The sequence below is a fragment of the Streptomyces toyocaensis genome (genome assembly GCF_000725125.1).
Taxonomy (GTDB): Bacteria; Actinomycetota; Actinomycetes; order Streptomycetales; family Streptomycetaceae; genus Streptomyces; species Streptomyces toyocaensis.
Window position 1 is genome coordinate 82,633 of the sequence record NZ_JFCB01000029.1, and the last position, 16,332, is coordinate 98,964.

18 protein-coding genes are annotated in these 16,332 nt (G+C 70.9%); 15 read left to right on the forward strand and 3 right to left on the reverse strand.

Annotated features, from left to right (window positions below):
- Window positions 1–62 precede the first annotated feature (62 nt).
- From BU52_RS25990 to dapD, 11 genes are all read left to right on the forward strand, one after another.
- Window positions 63–776, forward strand: a complete 714-nt coding sequence (locus BU52_RS25990; RefSeq protein ID WP_037938663.1) for a helix-turn-helix transcriptional regulator — start codon at window positions 63–65, stop codon at window positions 774–776.
- A complete protein-coding gene (sufB, locus tag BU52_RS25995) occupies window positions 773–2,194 on the forward strand; it encodes a Fe-S cluster assembly protein SufB (RefSeq protein WP_037938665.1) in 1,422 nt (473 codons plus the stop codon). Before BU52_RS25990 ends, sufB begins: the two co-directional genes overlap by 4 nt.
- A gap of 58 nt (window positions 2,195–2,252) precedes the next feature.
- Window positions 2,253–3,473: a Fe-S cluster assembly protein SufD gene (gene sufD, locus BU52_RS26000; RefSeq protein WP_078903449.1), complete on the forward strand. Its 1,221-nt coding sequence runs from the start codon at window positions 2,253–2,255 to the stop codon at window positions 3,471–3,473.
- The gene (locus tag BU52_RS26005) at window positions 3,470–3,787 is read left to right on the forward strand and encodes a non-heme iron oxygenase ferredoxin subunit (RefSeq protein WP_037938670.1); all 318 of its coding nucleotides are present in this window, start codon (window positions 3,470–3,472) and stop codon (window positions 3,785–3,787) included. The genes sufD and BU52_RS26005 overlap by 4 nt, the downstream gene beginning before the upstream one ends.
- 7 nt (window positions 3,788–3,794) lie before the next feature.
- Window positions 3,795–4,559, forward strand: coding sequence for a Fe-S cluster assembly ATPase SufC (sufC, locus tag BU52_RS26010; RefSeq protein ID WP_037938672.1), 765 nt, complete (start codon window positions 3,795–3,797; stop codon window positions 4,557–4,559).
- Window positions 4,556–5,812, forward strand: a complete 1,257-nt coding sequence (locus tag BU52_RS26015) for a cysteine desulfurase (RefSeq protein ID WP_037938674.1) — start codon at window positions 4,556–4,558, stop codon at window positions 5,810–5,812. The genes sufC and BU52_RS26015 overlap by 4 nt, the downstream gene beginning before the upstream one ends.
- An 11-nt stretch (window positions 5,813–5,823) precedes the next feature.
- Window positions 5,824–6,288 (forward strand): Fe-S cluster assembly sulfur transfer protein SufU, encoded by a 465-nt coding sequence (sufU, locus tag BU52_RS26020; protein ID WP_037938675.1) that lies wholly within the window; start codon window positions 5,824–5,826, stop codon window positions 6,286–6,288.
- Window positions 6,285–6,617: a metal-sulfur cluster assembly factor gene (locus tag BU52_RS26025; RefSeq protein WP_004989638.1), complete on the forward strand. Its 333-nt coding sequence runs from the start codon at window positions 6,285–6,287 to the stop codon at window positions 6,615–6,617. Before sufU ends, BU52_RS26025 begins: the two co-directional genes overlap by 4 nt.
- Before the next feature lie 94 nt (window positions 6,618–6,711).
- Entirely contained in the window at window positions 6,712–7,032 is a 321-nt protein-coding gene (locus BU52_RS26030; RefSeq protein ID WP_037938678.1) for a DMT family transporter, read from the forward strand.
- Window positions 7,032–7,610, forward strand: coding sequence for a TetR/AcrR family transcriptional regulator (locus BU52_RS26035; RefSeq protein WP_051858596.1), 579 nt, complete (start codon window positions 7,032–7,034; stop codon window positions 7,608–7,610). The genes BU52_RS26030 and BU52_RS26035 overlap by 1 nt, the downstream gene beginning before the upstream one ends.
- Window positions 7,611–7,663: 53 nt before the next feature.
- Entirely contained in the window at window positions 7,664–8,653 is a 990-nt protein-coding gene (gene dapD / locus BU52_RS26040) for a 2,3,4,5-tetrahydropyridine-2,6-dicarboxylate N-succinyltransferase (RefSeq protein ID WP_037938681.1), read from the forward strand.
- Between the two features lie 140 nt (window positions 8,654–8,793).
- Here dapD and dapA read toward each other — a convergent pair whose 3' ends face one another.
- Window positions 8,794–9,672 (reverse strand): 4-hydroxy-tetrahydrodipicolinate synthase, encoded by an 879-nt coding sequence (gene dapA, locus BU52_RS26045; protein ID WP_235216423.1) that lies wholly within the window; start codon window positions 9,670–9,672, stop codon window positions 8,794–8,796.
- Window positions 9,673–9,803: 131 nt separating this feature from the next.
- Here dapA and BU52_RS26050 point away from each other — a divergent pair, with 131 nt between their 5' ends.
- Both BU52_RS26050 and BU52_RS26055 read left to right on the forward strand, forming a co-directional pair.
- A complete protein-coding gene (locus BU52_RS26050) occupies window positions 9,804–10,220 on the forward strand; it encodes a phage holin family protein (RefSeq protein WP_037938683.1) in 417 nt (138 codons plus the stop codon).
- Window positions 10,217–10,567, forward strand: coding sequence for a DUF3618 domain-containing protein (locus tag BU52_RS26055; RefSeq protein ID WP_037938685.1), 351 nt, complete (start codon window positions 10,217–10,219; stop codon window positions 10,565–10,567). Before BU52_RS26050 ends, BU52_RS26055 begins: the two co-directional genes overlap by 4 nt.
- A 76-nt stretch (window positions 10,568–10,643) precedes the next feature.
- Here the strand turns inward: BU52_RS26055 and BU52_RS26060 are convergent, their stop codons facing one another.
- Window positions 10,644–12,452, reverse strand: coding sequence for an endonuclease/exonuclease/phosphatase family protein (locus tag BU52_RS26060; protein ID WP_037938688.1), 1,809 nt, complete (start codon window positions 12,450–12,452; stop codon window positions 10,644–10,646).
- 213 nt (window positions 12,453–12,665) lie between these two features.
- On the opposite strand from BU52_RS26060, the gene BU52_RS26065 reads away from it, so the two are divergent.
- Window positions 12,666–14,096 carry a hypothetical protein gene (locus BU52_RS26065; RefSeq protein ID WP_037938689.1) on the forward strand — a complete coding sequence of 477 codons (1,431 nt, stop codon included), beginning with the start codon at window positions 12,666–12,668 and terminating at the stop codon, window positions 14,094–14,096.
- Window positions 14,097–14,209: 113 nt separating this feature from the next.
- The gene (locus BU52_RS26070) at window positions 14,210–15,655 is read left to right on the forward strand and encodes an alkaline phosphatase PhoX (protein WP_037938691.1); all 1,446 of its coding nucleotides are present in this window, start codon (window positions 14,210–14,212) and stop codon (window positions 15,653–15,655) included.
- Between the two features lie 64 nt (window positions 15,656–15,719).
- On the opposite strand, the gene BU52_RS26075 is transcribed toward BU52_RS26070, so the two are convergent.
- The coding region (locus tag BU52_RS26075) for a TerD family protein (RefSeq protein ID WP_037938694.1) at window positions 15,720–16,332 on the reverse strand (613 nt) is incomplete at its 5' end.

Below are 16,332 nucleotides of genomic sequence, written 5' to 3' on the forward strand. Positions count from 1 at the left end.
CGCACTTCGGGCCGTCCGGGCGCGGCTTGCCGGGCTCGGACGAATTACGCAACAATGGCGTTGTGAAAAACGTCGGCGAGGCTCCCCACGAGGAACTGGCAACCGGTGAGCGGTCCACCCGCAACCGCGTCGCCCGCTCCATCCTGGACCACGGCCCCTCGACCGTCGCCGAACTGGCCGGACGGCTCGGACTCACCCAGGCGGCCGTACGCCGGCACCTGGACGCGCTGACCGCAGACAACGTCGTGGAGGCCCGTGAGCGACGGGTGTACGGCGCGCGCACGCGCGGGCGCCCCGCCAAGGTCTTCGCCCTGACGGACTGCGGGCGCGACGCCTTCGACCAGTCCTACGACAAGCTGGCCGTGGACGCCCTGCGCTGGATCGGCGAGAGGGAGGGCGGCGGCGAGGCGATCGCCGCCTTCGCCCGCGCCCGGATCGCCGCCCAGGCGCAGACGTACCGCAGGGCGGTCGCCGCCGCGGCGCCCGAGGACCGGACGGAGGCACTGGCCAGGGCCCTGAGCGCGGACGGGTACGCTGCGACTGCGCGGAGCGCGCCGGTCGGCGAACAGCTCTGTCAGCACCACTGCCCGGTCGCCCACGCCGCCGAGGAGTTCCCGCAGCTGTGCGAGGCCGAGACGGAATTCTTCGCCGAGCTTCTCGGTACGCATGTGCAGCGACTGGCGACCATCGCGCACGGCGACGGCGTCTGCACGACGTTCATCCCCAAGATTTCCCACCACGCATCTGAAAGTACGTCCGGGAGGAACCCCGCATGACTCTCCCCACGGAGACTGCCCACCCCGAGCTGGAGGGTCTGGGCACCTACGAATACGGCTGGGCCGACCGTGACGAGGCCGGTGCGTCGGCGCGCCGCGGCCTGAACGAGGACGTCGTCCGGGACATCTCCGCGAAGAAGGACGAGCCGGAGTGGATGACCAAGCTCCGTCTCAAGGGCCTGCGCCTGTTCGAGAAGAAGCCCATGCCGAACTGGGGCTCCGACCTCTCCGGCATCGACTTCGACAACATCAAGTACTTCGTGCGGTCCACGGAGAAGCAGGCGGAGTCCTGGGAGGACCTGCCCGAGGACATCAAGAACACCTACGACAAGCTGGGCATCCCCGAGGCCGAGAAGAAGCGCCTCGTCGCCGGTGTCGCCGCCCAGTACGAGTCGGAGGTCGTCTACCACCAGATCCGTGAGGACCTGGAGGAGCAGGGCGTCATCTTCCTCGACACCGACACGGCCCTGAAGGAGCACCCCGAGCTCTTCAAGGAGTACTTCGGCACGGTCATCCCGGTCGGCGACAACAAGTTCGCGTCGCTGAACTCCGCCGTGTGGTCCGGCGGCTCCTTCATCTACGTCCCGCCGGGCGTGCACGTCGAGATCCCGCTCCAGGCCTACTTCCGGATCAACACCGAGAACATGGGCCAGTTCGAGCGGACCCTGATCATCGTCGACGAGGGCGCCTACGTGCACTACGTCGAGGGCTGCACCGCCCCGATCTACAAGTCGGACTCGCTGCACTCCGCGGTCGTCGAGATCATCGTCAAGAAGAACGCCCGCTGCCGGTACACGACCATCCAGAACTGGTCGAACAACGTCTACAACCTGGTCACCAAGCGCGCCGTCGCCTACGAGGGCGCGACCATGGAGTGGGTCGACGGCAACATCGGCTCCAAGGTGACGATGAAGTACCCGGCCGTCTACCTCATGGGCGAGCACGCCAAGGGCGAGACGCTGTCCATCGCCTTCGCCGGCGAGGGCCAGCACCAGGACGCGGGCGCCAAGATGGTCCACATGGCCCCGAACACCTCGTCCAACATCGTGTCGAAGTCCGTGGCGCGTGGCGGTGGCCGCACCTCCTACCGCGGTCTGATCGAGATCGGCGAGGGCGCCCCGGGTGCGAAGTCCAACGTGCTCTGTGACGCTCTGCTCGTCGACACCATCTCCCGCTCGGACACCTACCCGTACGTCGACGTCCGCGAGGACGACGTGTCCATGGGCCACGAGGCGACCGTCTCCAAGGTCTCCGAGGACCAGCTCTTCTACCTGATGAGCCGTGGTCTGAGCGAGTTCGAGGCGATGGCGATGATCGTGCGCGGCTTCGTCGAGCCGATCGCCAAGGAACTGCCGATGGAGTACGCGCTGGAGCTCAACCGGCTGATCGAGCTGCAGATGGAAGGCGCGGTCGGCTAAAGCACCACGCCGTTCCGTCAAGCCCCTTACGCAAAGGAAAGCGAGCACTACGACAGCCATGGCTGAGGCTCAGAACTCCCCCACCTCCGGCTCCGCTCCGGCGGGGGGACCCCCACCCGTGGGTTCCACCACCGCGGGCTCGATCGCGGTCGCCGCGGAGTCGACCGTCGCGACCCGCATGAGCGCGCCCCCGTCCTTCGACGTGGCGGACTTCGCCGTCCCCCACGGCCGCGAGGAGGAGTGGCGGTTCACCCCGCTGGAGCGGCTGCGCGGTCTGCACGACGGCACCGCCACCGCCACCGGCGGGGGCGTCAAGGTCGCCGTCGAGGCGCCCGAGGGCGTCACCGTCGAGAGCGTCGGCCGCGACGACGCGCGGATCGGCCGCGCGGGCACCCCGGTGGACCGCGTCGCCGCCCAGGCGTACTCCGCCTTCGAGCAGGCCTCGGTCGTGACCGTGCCGAAGGAGACCGTCCTCACCGAGCCGATCCGCATCGCGGTACGGGGCGAGGGCGGTACCGCCTACGGCCACCAGGTGATCGAGCTCGGCGTCTTCGCCGAGGCCCTCGTGGTCATCGACCACACCGGTGACGCGGTGCTCGCCGCCAACGTCGACTACGTCCTCGGTGACGGCGCCAAGCTGACCGTCGTCTCGGTCCAGGACTGGGACGACAAGGCGGTGCACGTCGCCCAGCACAACGCCCTGGTCGGCCGCGACGCCTCCTTCAAGTCGGTCGTCGTCACCTTCGGCGGCGACGTCGTACGCCTCCACCCGCGCGTCACCTACGCCGGCCCCGGCGGCGAGGCGGAGCTGTTCGGCCTCTACCTCACGGACGCCGGCCAGCACCAGGAGCACCGTCTCCTGGTCGACCACAACGTCCCGCACTGCAAGTCCAACGTCGTCTACAAGGGCGCGCTCCAGGGCGACGACGCGCACGCCGTGTGGATCGGTGACGTGCTCATCGAGGCCAGGGCCGAGGGCACCGACACCTACGAGATGAACCGCAACCTGGTCCTCACCGACGGCGCCCGCGTCGACTCCGTGCCCAACCTGGAGATCGAGACCGGCGAGATCGTCGGCGCCGGCCACGCCTCCGCGACCGGCCGCTTCGACGACGAGCAGCTGTTCTACCTGATGGCCCGCGGCATCCCGGAGAAGGACGCCCGCCGCCTGGTGGTCCGCGGCTTCTTCGCCGAGCTGGTCCAGCAGATCGGCCTCCCCGACATCGAGGAGCGCCTGATCGCCAAGATCGAGGAGGAGCTGGAGGCCGCGGTCGCATGACCTTCGTACGCGTCTGTGGACTGGGCGAGCTGGAGGAGGACACCCCGAAGCGGGTGGAACTCGACGGCACGCCGGTCTCCCTCGTGCGGACCGGGGGCGAGGTGTTCGCCATCCACGACATCTGCTCGCACGCGAACGTCTCCCTCGCTGAGGGCGAGGTGGACGACTGCCACATCGAGTGCTGGCTGCACGGCTCGCGTTTCGACCTCCGTTCCGGCAAGCCCGACGCCCCTCCGGCGACGCGCCCCGTCCCCGTATACCCCGTAAAGATCGAAGGGGACGACGTGCTCGTCTCCCTCACCCAGGAGTCCTGAGGCACCCATGGCAACGCTTGAAATCCGAGACCTGCACGTCACCGTCGAGGCCGACAACGCCACGAAGGAGATCCTCAAGGGCGTCGACCTCACCGTGAAGCAGGGCGAGACGCACGCCATCATGGGCCCCAACGGCTCCGGCAAGTCGACCCTCGCCTACGCGCTCGCCGGTCACCCCAAGTACACCGTCTCCGGCGGCACCGTCACCCTCGACGGCGAGGACGTCCTGGAGATGTCCGTCGACGAGCGCGCCCGCGCCGGCCTCTTCCTCGCCATGCAGTACCCGGTCGAGGTCCCCGGCGTCTCCGTCTCCAACTTCCTGCGCACCTCCGCCACCGCCGTCCGCGGCGAGGCCCCCAAGCTGCGCACCTGGGTGAAGGAGGTCAAGGAGGCCATGGAGCGCCTCAACATGGACCCCGCCTTCGCCGAGCGCAACGTCAACGAGGGCTTCTCCGGCGGTGAGAAGAAGCGCCACGAGATCCTCCAGCTCGAACTGCTCAAGCCGAGGGTCGCGATCCTCGACGAGACCGACTCCGGCCTCGACGTCGACGCCCTGCGCATCGTCTCCGAGGGCGTCAACCGAGTCCGCGAGTCCGGCGAGGTCGGCACCCTGCTGATCACGCACTACACGCGCATCCTGCGCTACATCAAGCCCGACCACGTCCACGTGTTCGCCGGCGGCCGCATCGTCGAGTCCGGCGGCGCCGAGCTCGCGGACAAGCTGGAGAACGAGGGCTACGAGGCATACGTGAAGGGTGGCGCATCCGAGTGACACAGCTGCCGGGCCTCCTCGACACCGAGGCGATCCGCAAGGACTTCCCCATCCTGGACCGGCAGGTCCACGACGGGCGCAAGCTCGTGTACCTGGACAACGCGGCGACCAGCCAGAAACCGCGCCAGGTGCTGGACGCACTCGGCGAGTACTACGAGCGCTACAACGCCAACGTCCACCGCGGTGTGCATGTGCTCGCCGAGGAGGCCACGGCGCTGTACGAGGGCGCGCGCGACAAGGTCGCGGAGTTCGTCAACGCGCCGAGCCGCGACGAGGTGATCTTCACCAAGAACGCCTCCGAGTCGCTCAACCTCGTGGCCAACATGCTCGGCTGGGCCGACGAGCCCTACCGGGTGGACCACGAGACCGAGATCGTCATCACGGAGATGGAACACCACTCCAACATCGTCCCGTGGCAGCTGCTCGCGCAGCGCACGGGCGCGAAGCTGAAGTGGTTCGGGCTGACCGACGACGGCCGGCTCGACCTGTCGAACATCGACGAGGTCATCACCGAGAAGACGAAGATCGTCTCCTTCGTGCTGGTGTCCAACATCCTGGGCACGGTCAACCCGGTCGAGGCGATAGTGCGCCGCGCCCAGGAGGTCGGCGCCCTGGTGTGCGTCGACGCCTCCCAGGCCGCGCCGCACATGCCGCTGGACGTCCAGGCCCTCCAGGCCGACTTCGTGGCCTTCACCGGCCACAAGATGTGCGGCCCGACCGGCATCGGGGTCCTCTGGGGCCGCCAGGAGCTGCTGGAGGACCTGCCACCGTTCCTCGGCGGCGGCGAGATGATCGAGACCGTGTCGATGAGCTCGTCGACGTACGCCCCGGCACCGCACAAGTTCGAAGCGGGCACCCCGCCGATCGCCCAGGCGGTCGGTCTCGGCGCGGCGATCGACTACCTGTCGGCCATCGGCATGGACAAGGTCCTCGCCCACGAGCACGCCATCACCGAGTACGCGGTCAAGCGGCTGACCGAGGTCCCGGACCTGCGCATCATCGGCCCCGCCACCGCCGAGGACCGCGGCGCCGCGATCTCCTTCACCCTGGGTGACATCCACCCGCACGACGTGGGCCAGGTGCTCGACGAACAGGGCATCGCGGTGCGCGTGGGTCATCACTGCGCGCGCCCTGTCTGCCTGCGGTACGGAATTCCTGCGACCACCCGGGCGTCCTTCTATCTGTACTCCACGCCGGCCGAGATCGACGCACTGGTCGACGGCCTGGAGCACGTACGGAACTTCTTCGGATGAGGGGCTGAGGCGTGAAGCTGGACTCGATGTACCAGGACGTCATCCTGGACCACTACAAGAACCCGCACGGGCGTGGTCTCAGGGACGGCGACGCCGAGGTGCACCACGTCAACCCGACGTGCGGTGACGAGATCACGCTGCGCGTGAAGTACGACGGCACGAAGATCAGCGACGTCAGCTACGAGGGGCAGGGCTGTTCCATCAGCCAGGCCTCCGCCTCCGTGCTGAACGACCTGCTGGTCGGCAAGGACCTCGCCGAGGCGCAGCGGATCCAGGCGACCTTCCTGGAACTGATGCAGTCCAAGGGGAGGATCGAACCCGACGAGGCGATGGAGGAGATCCTGGAGGACGCGGTCGCGTTCGCCGGGGTCTCCAAGTACCCGGCCCGGGTCAAGTGCGCCCTCCTCAGCTGGATGGCGTGGAAGGACGCGACGGCCCAGGCGCTGGGCGCCGACGCCGAAAGGACAACGGCATGAGCGAGACCGTGGAGATGAAGCCGGCCTCGGAGGAGGAGCTCCGCGAGGCCCTGATGGACGTCGTCGACCCCGAGCTGGGCATCGACGTCGTCAACCTCGGCCTGATCTACGGCATCCACGTCGACGACTCCAATGTGGCGACCGTCGACATGACCCTGACCTCCGCGGCCTGCCCGCTGACGGACGTCATCGAGGACCAGGCCAAGTCCGCCACGGACGGCCTGGTCAGCGAGTTGCGCATCAACTGGGTGTGGATGCCGCCGTGGGGTCCGGACAAGATCACGGACGACGGCCGTGAGCAGCTCAGGGCGCTGGGCTTCAACGTCTGAGACACGCCTCGACGCTTCGAACGGACAGCGGCGGCGCCTTTCGGCGCCGCCGCTGTCCGTGTCCGGGCGGACGCCGTTGTGTACGCTCGTACACATGGGATACCTGCTGCTGGCCGGGGCCATCGCCGCCGAGGTGGGCGCCACCACCGCCATGAAGTACAGCGACGGCTTCAGCAGGCTCTGGCCCTCGCTGCTGACCGTGGCCGGCTACGTGGTCTCCTTCGCCCTCCTCGCCCAGACGCTCCGTACGGTCTCCATCGGCACCGCCTACGCGATCTGGGCCGGCGTGGGCACCGCGGCCATCGCCACGATCGGGATCCTCTTCCTGGGGGAGGGGCTCACCGCCGCCAGGGCCGCGGGTATCGCGCTGATCATCGTCGGCGTCGTCGTGCTGAATCTGGGCGGAGCACACTGATGGCCCGGCGCCACGACCCCGAGCGGCGGCAGCGGATCATCGACGCGGCGATCCGGGTGGTGGGCCGCGGCGGCATCGCCGGTCTCAGCCACCGCAGCGTCGCCGCGGAGGCCGACGTCCCGCTCGGTTCCACCACCTACCACTTCAAGACCCTCGACGAGCTCATGGTCGCCGCACTGCGGCAGGCCAACGAGGGCTTCGCCAAGGTGGTCGCGGCGCACGGAGGCCTGGAGGATCCGCGCACCGACCTGGCGGCCGGACTGGCGGGCCTGATGGGCGCATGGCTCGCCGGAGAGCGCACCGGCGTGGAGCTGGAGTACGAGCTGTATCTCGCCGCCCTGCGCCGCCCCGCCCTGCGTCCCGTCGCGGAGGAGTGGTGCGAGGGCGTCGCCGGGCAGCTCTCCCGGCGCACGGACCCGGTCACGGCCCGGGCCCTGGTCGCGCTCATGGACGGCATCTGCCTCCAGGTGCTGCTGACCGGCGCGCCCTATGACGAGGGGTATGCCAGGGAGGTGCTGGGGCGGGTGATCGCGGGAGGTGACGCGGCGCCGGGCCGGGGCGGGACGTCCGGCGCGTGAGACGCGGGGGCACTGGTTCGCCTCCGTGCCCGCCCGGCGGTTAGGTTGCCCTCATGACCGACACGACTGCTCAGAGCACCACCGGCGCAGTGGCCGCCGGCCTCGCCACCGTCGCCGCCGACGGCACCGTCCTCGACACCTGGTTCCCCGCCCCCGCACTCGCCGCCGAGCCCGGCCCGTCGGGCACCGAGCGGCTCTCCGCCGAGCGGGCCGCCGAACTGCTGGGCGGCGGCGCCACCGCCGCGGTCGGCCCGGACGCCCGCCGGGGTGTGGAGGTCGTCGCGGTCCGCACGGTCATCGCCTCGCTGGACGAGAAGCCGGTCGACGCGCACGACGTCTACCTGCGCCTCCACCTGCTCTCCCACCGCCTGGTCCGGCCGCACGGCCAGAACCTGGACGGCATCTTCGCCCACCTCGCCAACGTCGCCTGGACCTCGCTCGGTCCCGTCGCCGTGGACGACCTGGAGAAGGTCCGGCTGAACGCCCGCGCCGAGGGCCTGCACCTCGCCGTGACGTCCGTCGACAAGTTCCCGCGCATGACGGACTACGTCGCCCCCAAGGGCGTCCGCATCGCCGACGCCGACCGGGTGCGGCTCGGGGCGCACCTCGCCGAGGGCACCACCGTGATGCACGAGGGCTTCGTCAACTTCAACGCCGGCACGCTCGGTACGTCGATGGTCGAGGGCCGCATCTCGGCCGGTGTCGTGATCGGCGACGGCTCCGACATCGGCGGCGGCGCCTCCACGATGGGCACCCTGTCCGGTGGCGGCAACGTGCGCATCTCCGTCGGCGAGCGGTGCCTGATCGGCGCCGAGGCGGGTGTCGGCATCGCCCTCGGTGACGAGTGCGTGGTCGAGGCCGGACTGTACGTCACCGCCGGTACGCGCGTCACCATGCCCGACGGTCAGGTCGTCAAGGCGCGTGAGCTGTCCGGCGCCTCCCACATCCTCTTCCGCCGCAACTCCGTCACCGGCGCGGTCGAGGCGCGCCCGAACAACGCGGTCTGGGGCGGTCTCAACGAGGTTCTCCACAGCCACAACTGACGTGCCGTCATGCCGGTACGGGCCACGCCCCGGGACGACCGACCCACCGGGTCGACCGGGGCGCCGGGCCGCGGGACATGCCGGGCGGGCCGGATCACCACGGGGTGTGGGGATCCGGCCCGCTTCCCGTCGCGCGGGTGTCAGGCCGTCAGGTCGTCGAGGAGCGCGGTGAGCCGGGCCGTCGCCCGGGGGCCGGCGGGCCGCAGGGGCGGGCGGACCGGGCCCGCGGGCAGACCCAGCACCGGCAGGAGGGCCTTGGCGGTGACCGCGCCGGGGAGGCCACCCGCCATCATCGCCTCGATGAGGGGCGTCATCTGCCGCTGGAGGCGGGCGGCGCGGGCCGTGTCGCCCGCGTCGAAGGCGTCCAGGACGGCGCGGACGCGGTCCGGGACCACGTTCGCGACCGTGCTGACGCAGCCGGCGCCGCCGACCGCGTAGAGGGCGAGGTTGAGCTCGTCCGAGCCCGCGTAGTACGCGAGGTCCGTGCGGGAGATCAGCTTCTGCGCCGCCAGGAAGTCGTACGAGCAGTCCTTCACCGCCACGATCGCGGGGTGCTCCGCGAGGCGGAGCAGGGTGTCCGGTGCGATGCGGGTGCCCGTGCGGGAGGGGATGTCGTACAGGACCAGCGGGAGGCCCGTCGTGTCCGCGATCTCGAGGAAGTGCGCCTCGATCGCGTCCTGCGGGGGGAGGCTGTAGTACGGGGCGGTCACCAGGAGGCCGTCGGCGCCCGCCTTCTCGGCCCCGCGGGCCAGTTCGGCGGTGTGCGCCGTGTCGGGGGTGCCGACGCCCGCGACGATCGTCGCGCGGGTGCCGACGGCCTGGCGCACCGCCGTGATCAGGGCCGACTTCTCGGCGTCCGTGGTGGTGGGGGACTCACCGGTGGTGCCGGAGAGGACCAGGCCGTCGCAGCCCTGGGCGACCAGGTGGTCGGCCAGGCGCTGGGCACCCTCGAGGTCGAGCGCGCCGGTGGGGGTGAACGGGGTGATCATCGCGCACAGGGTGCGGCCGAAAGGGGTCATGGGAGTAGTCTCGGCCGTCATCATGTGAAGTTCTACTTACAGGTGATGGCCAATACTGGTAAGCGTTGCTTGATGGATAGGGCGAGGTGCGCGGGGGTACTCGGGTCTCCCGACCAGGAAGGAGGCGCATCGTGACCGAAACCATGGAGCGACGGCCGGTCCGCGACGAGCACAGCGTGGGCGAGCTCGTCGGGCAGGCCACCGAACAGATCTCGCGACTCGCGCGGCAGGAAGTGGCGCTCGCCAAGGAAGAACTGGCGGAGAAGGGCCGTCGTGCCGGGCGCGGCGGCGGGATGCTGGGGGCCGCGGGCGCGTTCGGCTATGCGGGGCTGCTCGCGCTGGCCGGTACGGGTGTCGCCGCGCTGGACCTGGTGCTGCCTCTGTGGGCCGCGGCGCTGATCGTCACGGGCGTGCTGTTCCTGATCGCCGGTGTGCTGGCGATCGCCGGCCGTGGGCAGCTGCGCAGGGCGACGCCGGCCAAGCCCGAGCGGACGCTGGGCAGCGTGCGGGCCGATGTGGAGGAGATCAAGGGAAGGGCGCACCGATGACGCACGACGTGAGCCGGGCGGGGGCCCATGTGGATGCCGGGGCGGAGGCCGCCGCTTCGGGGCGCGGGGCCAAGGGGCCCGATGAGCTGCGACGCCAGATCGAGCGGACGCGGCACGAACTGGGCGACACCGTGGCGGAGCTGGCTGGGAAGATGGACGTGAAGGGGCGGGCGAGGGCGCGGGCCGACGATCTCCGCGACCGGGCCGGGGCGATGACCGTGCAGATGCGCAGCACCGCCGCGCACGCGGGGGAGGCCGGCATGCGGCACCGCAAGCCGGTCATGATCGCGGGTGCGGTGGTCGCCGTGGCCGTGGGTGCGGTGATGGTGCAGCGCCATCGGTGCTGAGCGGTCGGTGGGTCGGGCCGGGCCGGCGCGGGATGTCCCCGCACCGGCCCCTCACCGTCGTGGGTGACCGACTTCCCTACGGGCGGAACCGCAGGATCTGCGGGTCGTGGTCGCTGATCTGGTCGTGGAACTCCGCGTTGATGTGCACGCTGTCGTAAGCGAAGCGGCGGATGGACGGCGTGATCAGGATCTGGTCCAGGACCTGGCTGTTGCCCTGGTAGACGTAGGAGTAACGCTCTGATTCCGGAAGGGACTTCACCGCCGACCAGAGCGTGCCCTCGCCCTCGAGGATCTCGGTCGTCTCCGAGAACTCGAAGTCGTTGATGTCTCCGAGGACCACGACCTTCGCGTTCTGCTGCGCCTCGAGGATCTTCGCGGTGAAGTCGTGGACCGCCCGGGCCTGGAGGTGGCGCTGGGTCTCCGAGTTCCGGGACGGGGGCTGGTACTGGGAGGTCAGGCCCTGGTCGCCGCCCTTGGAGGAGAAGTGGTTGGCGATGACGATGACCGTGCGGCCGCGGAAGGTGAACTCGCCGGCCAGGGGCTTGCGGCTGTCCTCGAACGCCTCGGACGCCGGGTCGATCCGGCCGGGTGAGTTCGTCAGGGCGGCCCTGCCGCGGACCTCGGTGACGTCGACGGGGGTGGTGGCGTCGCCGCCGGGGCGGTCGGTGAAGGAGACCCGGGCCGGATTGAAGAGGAACGCCTGGCGGATGTTGCCCCCCGGCTGGCCGCCGTCCTGCTTGTCGGCCGGGTCGATGGCGCGCCAGTCGTAGCGCGGGCCGCCCGCCGCCACGATGGCGTCGATCAGCCCGGCCAGGGTCCGGTCGGCGGCGACCGTGCCGTCGTCGGTCGCGCCGTTGTTGTCCTGGATCTCCTCCAGGGACACGATGTCGGGGGACTTGAGGTTGTCCACGATCGCGGCGGCGTGCGCGGCGAAGGTGTCGTCGGAGGGGTCGAGGTTCTCGACGTTGTAGGTCGCCACCGCGAGTTCACCGGTGTGCTGGGCGCGCGTGGTCTCGCGGCGCAGGCCCGAGGACTCCAGGGTGCCGAGGTCGTCGGCCACCAGGGTGTAGCCGCCGTACTGGTTGTAGTCCAGGGGGCCCGTGGTGTCCCCGGCGAGGGTGTCGCCGACGTTCGCGTCGGGGAAGTCGGCCGCCCTGCCGAGCGACTGGATCTGGAGGCGCCCGGTGTTCTGGGAGTCGTAGGAGCCGTAGACCGTGCCGCCGCGGAGGTTGCGGTGCTCCCAGGGTTTCACCGTGACCCAGAGCTCGGTGTACGGGTCGGTGGCGCCCACCACCCGGGTGTCGGAGACCTGGACGTTCATGCCCTCCAGGGACTCGTAGTGGTCCAGGGCGTAGGTGGACGGGCGCAGGGGGAGGTCGTTGACCGAGCCGTTCGGCGTGGGGGTGTAGGCCGCCGGGACGGACCGCGCGGTGATCGGCGTCGCGGCCGGGACCTCGTTGCCGCTGGAGACGACCGTGAAGACCGGGCGGGTGATCTCCGTCAGGGACTGGTTGCCCGAGGAGGCGCCGCCGGGGACGAACTCCGAGACTGTGCCGGACACCGTGACGGCGTCGCCGGCCGCGACGCCCTTCGGCGTGGAACCGGTGAAGACGAAGACGCCCTCACTGGTGGCCGGGTCCGTGTCCGGGGAGGGGTCCTGGATCCAGAAGCCGCGGGACGAGCCGTAGGTGCGGACGCCGGTGACGATTCCGGTCACATCGGTGACCTGCTTCCCCGCGTACGGCGATATGCGGGTGTCGCCCTGGATGTCATGGATGCGCACGGAGTCCGCGTGCGCGGGCGAGGTGAGGACGACGGTGGACGCCGCGGTGCACACGGCGGCGACGGTGAGCGCGGCGAGGCGCGCGGACGACTTGCTCGGCAACGGATTTCCCTCCGGGAACGTGATCTACGCCGGGACGAGGGTGGAGCGTGGGTCACTCCCTGTCTACGCGCGTCAATCTCCAGCCTGGCCAAGTCACTTGTCAAGGTTTCGGCCATGTACGGTTGCCGAAGGGGAGATGAAGCGGGCGGCATGGGTGGAAATCCGTCTAGGCTGAGCGGCTGAGTCGTAAGAGGCCCTAGGAGAAACAAGCCGATGTCAGACAGCTCCATCCTGCCGCCGGCGCGGCTGCGTCCCGAAGCGGAGCTGGCGCGCGACGCCCTGTCCACCCCGGTGCTGTCCCGGGCCGCCCGGCTCGCCCGCTGGGCCGGGCCCGCCACCAGGGTGGACGCCGGCGGCGGGCTCGTCGAGGAGCAGCTGCCCGCGGCGGCCGGGGAACTCGGGCTGACCGGGGACGACGCCGCGGCCCACGCCAGTGAGGCCTGGCGCGTCGCCGTGGACACCGGGCTCGTCGAGGTGGTCGACGAGGAGGAGGGCACCGTCACCGCGGGCGCGGACCTCGCGCTGCTCACCGGGGGAACGCCGCGGGACGTGCTGGAGGTATGGCTCGGCGCCCTGGAGACGCTGCTCGGCGACGCGAGCGTCCCCGACCTGGGCGGGCTGGTCGACGCCATCGCCGAGGGGGAGGGGGAACTCGACCTGGACGCGCTGGGCTGGGACCCCGAGGCCGAGGCCGAGTTCCTGGACGGAGTGCTCGGCAACCTCTACCTGCTGACCGTCGGGGAGGAAGGGCCCGGCGGGGCACCCGTGCCGCTGCCCGCGCTGGCCGCGTCGGTCATCGTGCCCGGCGACATGGCGGAGCCCACCAACGACGTCCTCGAGCAGGTGTCCGACGCGATGATGCGGCTGGACGGCCAGTTCCGCATGCTGGAGCCCGTGGGACTCGTGGAGTACCAGCCGGTCGACGAGGCGGTCATGGCCGACGCCGACGAGGAGCCCGCGACGCCGGGGGACGACACCGACGTCTCCCGCTACGGCATGGTGCGGCTGACCCCGCTCGGTCTCTACGGACTGCGCGCCCGTCTGCTGGAGGCCGGGTTCCGGGCGCCGGCGGTCGGGGACCTCGCGGACAAGGGCGCCGACGCGCTCCTCGACGGCACGGCCGGCTTCCCGCCGGTCGCGGCCCACGCGGAGACCGAGCAGTGGCTCGCCCGGCGTGAACCCCTGGTTGCCGCGCGGGAGTTGCTGGCCGCGGCACGCGGGACCGACGAAGGCGCGCCGCTGCGGCGGCTGCGGTGCCAGCAGGCGCTCTCACTGGTCGGCGCGAGCGCCGAACCCGTCCTGCGCGAGGTGCTGGACGATCCCGAACTCGGCGGGCTCGCGCGGGTGTGGCTGGCCGAGCACGGCGCCGCCGACGTGCCGCCGCCGTCCGAGGCCATGATCTTCTGGCTGACCATCGACACGGTCGCCGCCCAGCTCGCCGCGGAGGGCAACTCGGAGGAACTGCGCTCCCTGGTGGAGGGGCTGGCACGGCAGCACGGCGGCTTCTTCGACACCGCCTGGCGGGTGGACCACCCGGCCACCGCGGACGTACTGGAGGCCATGGGGCGCCTGCACCCGGACAAGAAGGTCGCCAAGGAAGCACGGAAGGCCGCCTTCAAGGCACGGTCGCAGCACGGGGGCTGAGCTTCACGGGAGCGGGCCGCGCCGTGACCCCCGCCGTTCAACCCGCGTTCAGGCGGGGGCGGGAGCGTGACGGCGCACAGTCCACGGTCTGTCCACCGTCACCTGGAGACAGCATGTCGCTCACCCGCAGGGACTTCGCCAGAACGTCCGTGATCACCGGTGCCGGGATCGCGCTGGCGGGCACGGCGGGCGCCCTCGCCTCGGCGCCCCACGCCCTCGCCTCCGCCGACCTCGCCGACGAGGCGTCCGGCCGGCAGGCAGGCGTGGGGTACGGGCCGCTCGTGCCGGACCCGCGCGGAGTCCTCGCGCTGCCCGCCGGGTTCACCTACCGCGTCCTCACCCACACCGGGAAGACCCGTCTGGAGTCGGGTGAGTTCACGCCCGCCGAGCACGACGGAACGGCCGCCTTCCCGGGCCCGCGCGGCAGCACCCTCCTGGTGAACAACCACGAGATGGACGGCCCGCGCGACGAGGCCGAGTTCCCGGTACCGCTCACCGAGGGCCTCGTCTACGACCCGGCCGCACCCGGCGGCTGCACGATCGTGGAGGTGCGCCCCGACGGCGGCGTCGCCGAATGGGTCGGCATCGCCGGGACCGCCAACAACTGCGCGGGCGGCAGCACCCCCTGGAACACCTGGCTCACCTGCGAGGAGAACTCCGACCGGGCCGGCGAGAACGGCATGACCAAGGACCACGGTTACGTCTTCGAGGTCGACCCCGCCGACCGGCGCGCCAACCGCGACCCCAAGCCGCTGAAGTTCTTCGGGCGCTACGACCACGAGGCCGTCGTCATCGACCCCCGGCGCGGCCACGCCTACCTCACCGAGGACGCCGACGGGCCCAACGGCCTCTTCTACCGCTGGACCCCGCCGCGGGACTTCCGCCACGGCCCCCGCATGTTCCGCACGCTCGCCGACGACGCGGGTGTCCTCCAGGCGCCCAAGTGCTACGACTCCGGCGGCCGGTACGTCGACGACCTCTCCCGCGCCACGCGCATCGGCACCGTGTACGGCGTCGACTGGGTGGACGTGCCCGACCGTGACGCCCGCGACGTGGCGGTCCGCGAGCAGTTCGGACCGGGCGAGGTCACCCGTGGCCGCAAGCTGGAGGGCATGTGGTGGGGCGACGGCGGGGCGTACATCGTCTCCTCCTACGCCCGTGCGGAGAGCCCCGTGCAGCACGACGGCCAGGTCTGGTTCCACGACCCCGGGCGCCGCACCCTGACCCTGAAGGTGCTGCTCGGCGCCGGCCGGGACCCGGGCGCGGACGGCGCCTTCGACGGCCCCGACAACATCACCGTGTCGCCGTACGGCGGTCTGATCGTCGCCGAGGACGGAGACGGGGCGCAGCACCTGTTCGGGGCCACCGACAGCGGACGCACGTATCCCATCGCCCGCAACGAACTGAACATCGGCACCGAGGACGAGCCGGAGTTCGGCGAGTTCACCGGCGTCACGTTCTCCCCGGACGGCCGGACCCTGTACGCCAACATCCAGGAGCCGGGCATCATGGTCGCCATCACGGGGCCCTGGAAGCGGCAGCGGGTCCAGCGCGGCTGAACACCGCGTCCGAGGAGCGCCGGGCAGCTCCTCCCGCGGGGCGCCCGGCGTTCCGCGCGGGTGGTTACAGGGCCTGGGCGGCCGGTTTCACCATGCCGCGGACCGTGCGGGACTTCACGAAGTCGCCCATCGCGGTCATCTCCCACTCGCCGGAGAACTGGCGGATCAGCTTCGCCATCATCACGCCCGTCTGCGGCTCGGCGCCGGTGAGGTCGAAGCGGACCAGTTCCTCGCCGGTGGTGGCGTCCAGCAGGCGGCAGTAGGCCTTGGCGACCTCCGTGAACTTCTGGCCGGAGAAGGAGTTGACCGTGAAGACCAGGCCGCTGACCTCCATGGGAAGACGGCCCAGGTCGACGGTGATCACCTCGTCGTCACCGCCGCCCTCGCCGGTGAGGTTGTCGCCGGAGTGGCGGATCGCGCCGTTCACGATCTGGAGCTTGCCGAAGTAGCAGCTGTCGATGTGGTTGCGCTGAGGGCCGTAGGCGATGACCGAGGCGTCCAGGTCGATGTCCTTGCCGCGGTAGGCCGGCTCCCAGCCGAGGCCCATCTTGACCTGGGAGAGCAGCGGGCGGCCGCCCTTCATCAGGGAGACGGTCTGGTTCTTCTGGAGGCTGACCCGGCCCTTGTCGAGGTTGATCTTCCCGGTGCCGGGGGCGGGGGCGGGCGGTGCCGGGGGC

Excerpts from the sequence above, each read along its gene's own strand:
- BU52_RS26035 (WP_051858596.1), top strand. The coding sequence starts at position 7,032 with ATGGCCCGGCGCCACGACCCCGAGCGGCGGCAGCGGATCATCGACGCG.
- BU52_RS26030 (WP_037938678.1), top strand. The coding sequence starts at position 6,712 with ATGGGATACCTGCTGCTGGCCGGGGCCATCGCCGCCGAGGTGGGCGCC.
- BU52_RS26055 (WP_037938685.1), top strand. The coding sequence starts at position 10,217 with ATGACGCACGACGTGAGCCGGGCGGGGGCCCATGTGGATGCCGGGGCG.
- dapD (WP_037938681.1), top strand. The coding sequence starts at position 7,664 with ATGACCGACACGACTGCTCAGAGCACCACCGGCGCAGTGGCCGCCGGC.
- BU52_RS26070 (WP_037938691.1), top strand. The coding sequence starts at position 14,210 with ATGTCGCTCACCCGCAGGGACTTCGCCAGAACGTCCGTGATCACCGGT.
- BU52_RS26025 (WP_004989638.1), top strand. The coding sequence starts at position 6,285 with ATGAGCGAGACCGTGGAGATGAAGCCGGCCTCGGAGGAGGAGCTCCGC.
- BU52_RS26005 (WP_037938670.1), top strand. The coding sequence starts at position 3,470 with ATGACCTTCGTACGCGTCTGTGGACTGGGCGAGCTGGAGGAGGACACC.
- dapA (WP_235216423.1), bottom strand. The coding sequence starts at position 9,672 with ATGACCCCTTTCGGCCGCACCCTGTGCGCGATGATCACCCCGTTCACC.
- sufB (WP_037938665.1), top strand. The coding sequence starts at position 773 with ATGACTCTCCCCACGGAGACTGCCCACCCCGAGCTGGAGGGTCTGGGC.
- sufC (WP_037938672.1), top strand. The coding sequence starts at position 3,795 with ATGGCAACGCTTGAAATCCGAGACCTGCACGTCACCGTCGAGGCCGAC.
- sufD (WP_078903449.1), top strand. The coding sequence starts at position 2,253 with ATGGCTGAGGCTCAGAACTCCCCCACCTCCGGCTCCGCTCCGGCGGGG.
- BU52_RS26065 (WP_037938689.1), top strand. The coding sequence starts at position 12,666 with ATGTCAGACAGCTCCATCCTGCCGCCGGCGCGGCTGCGTCCCGAAGCG.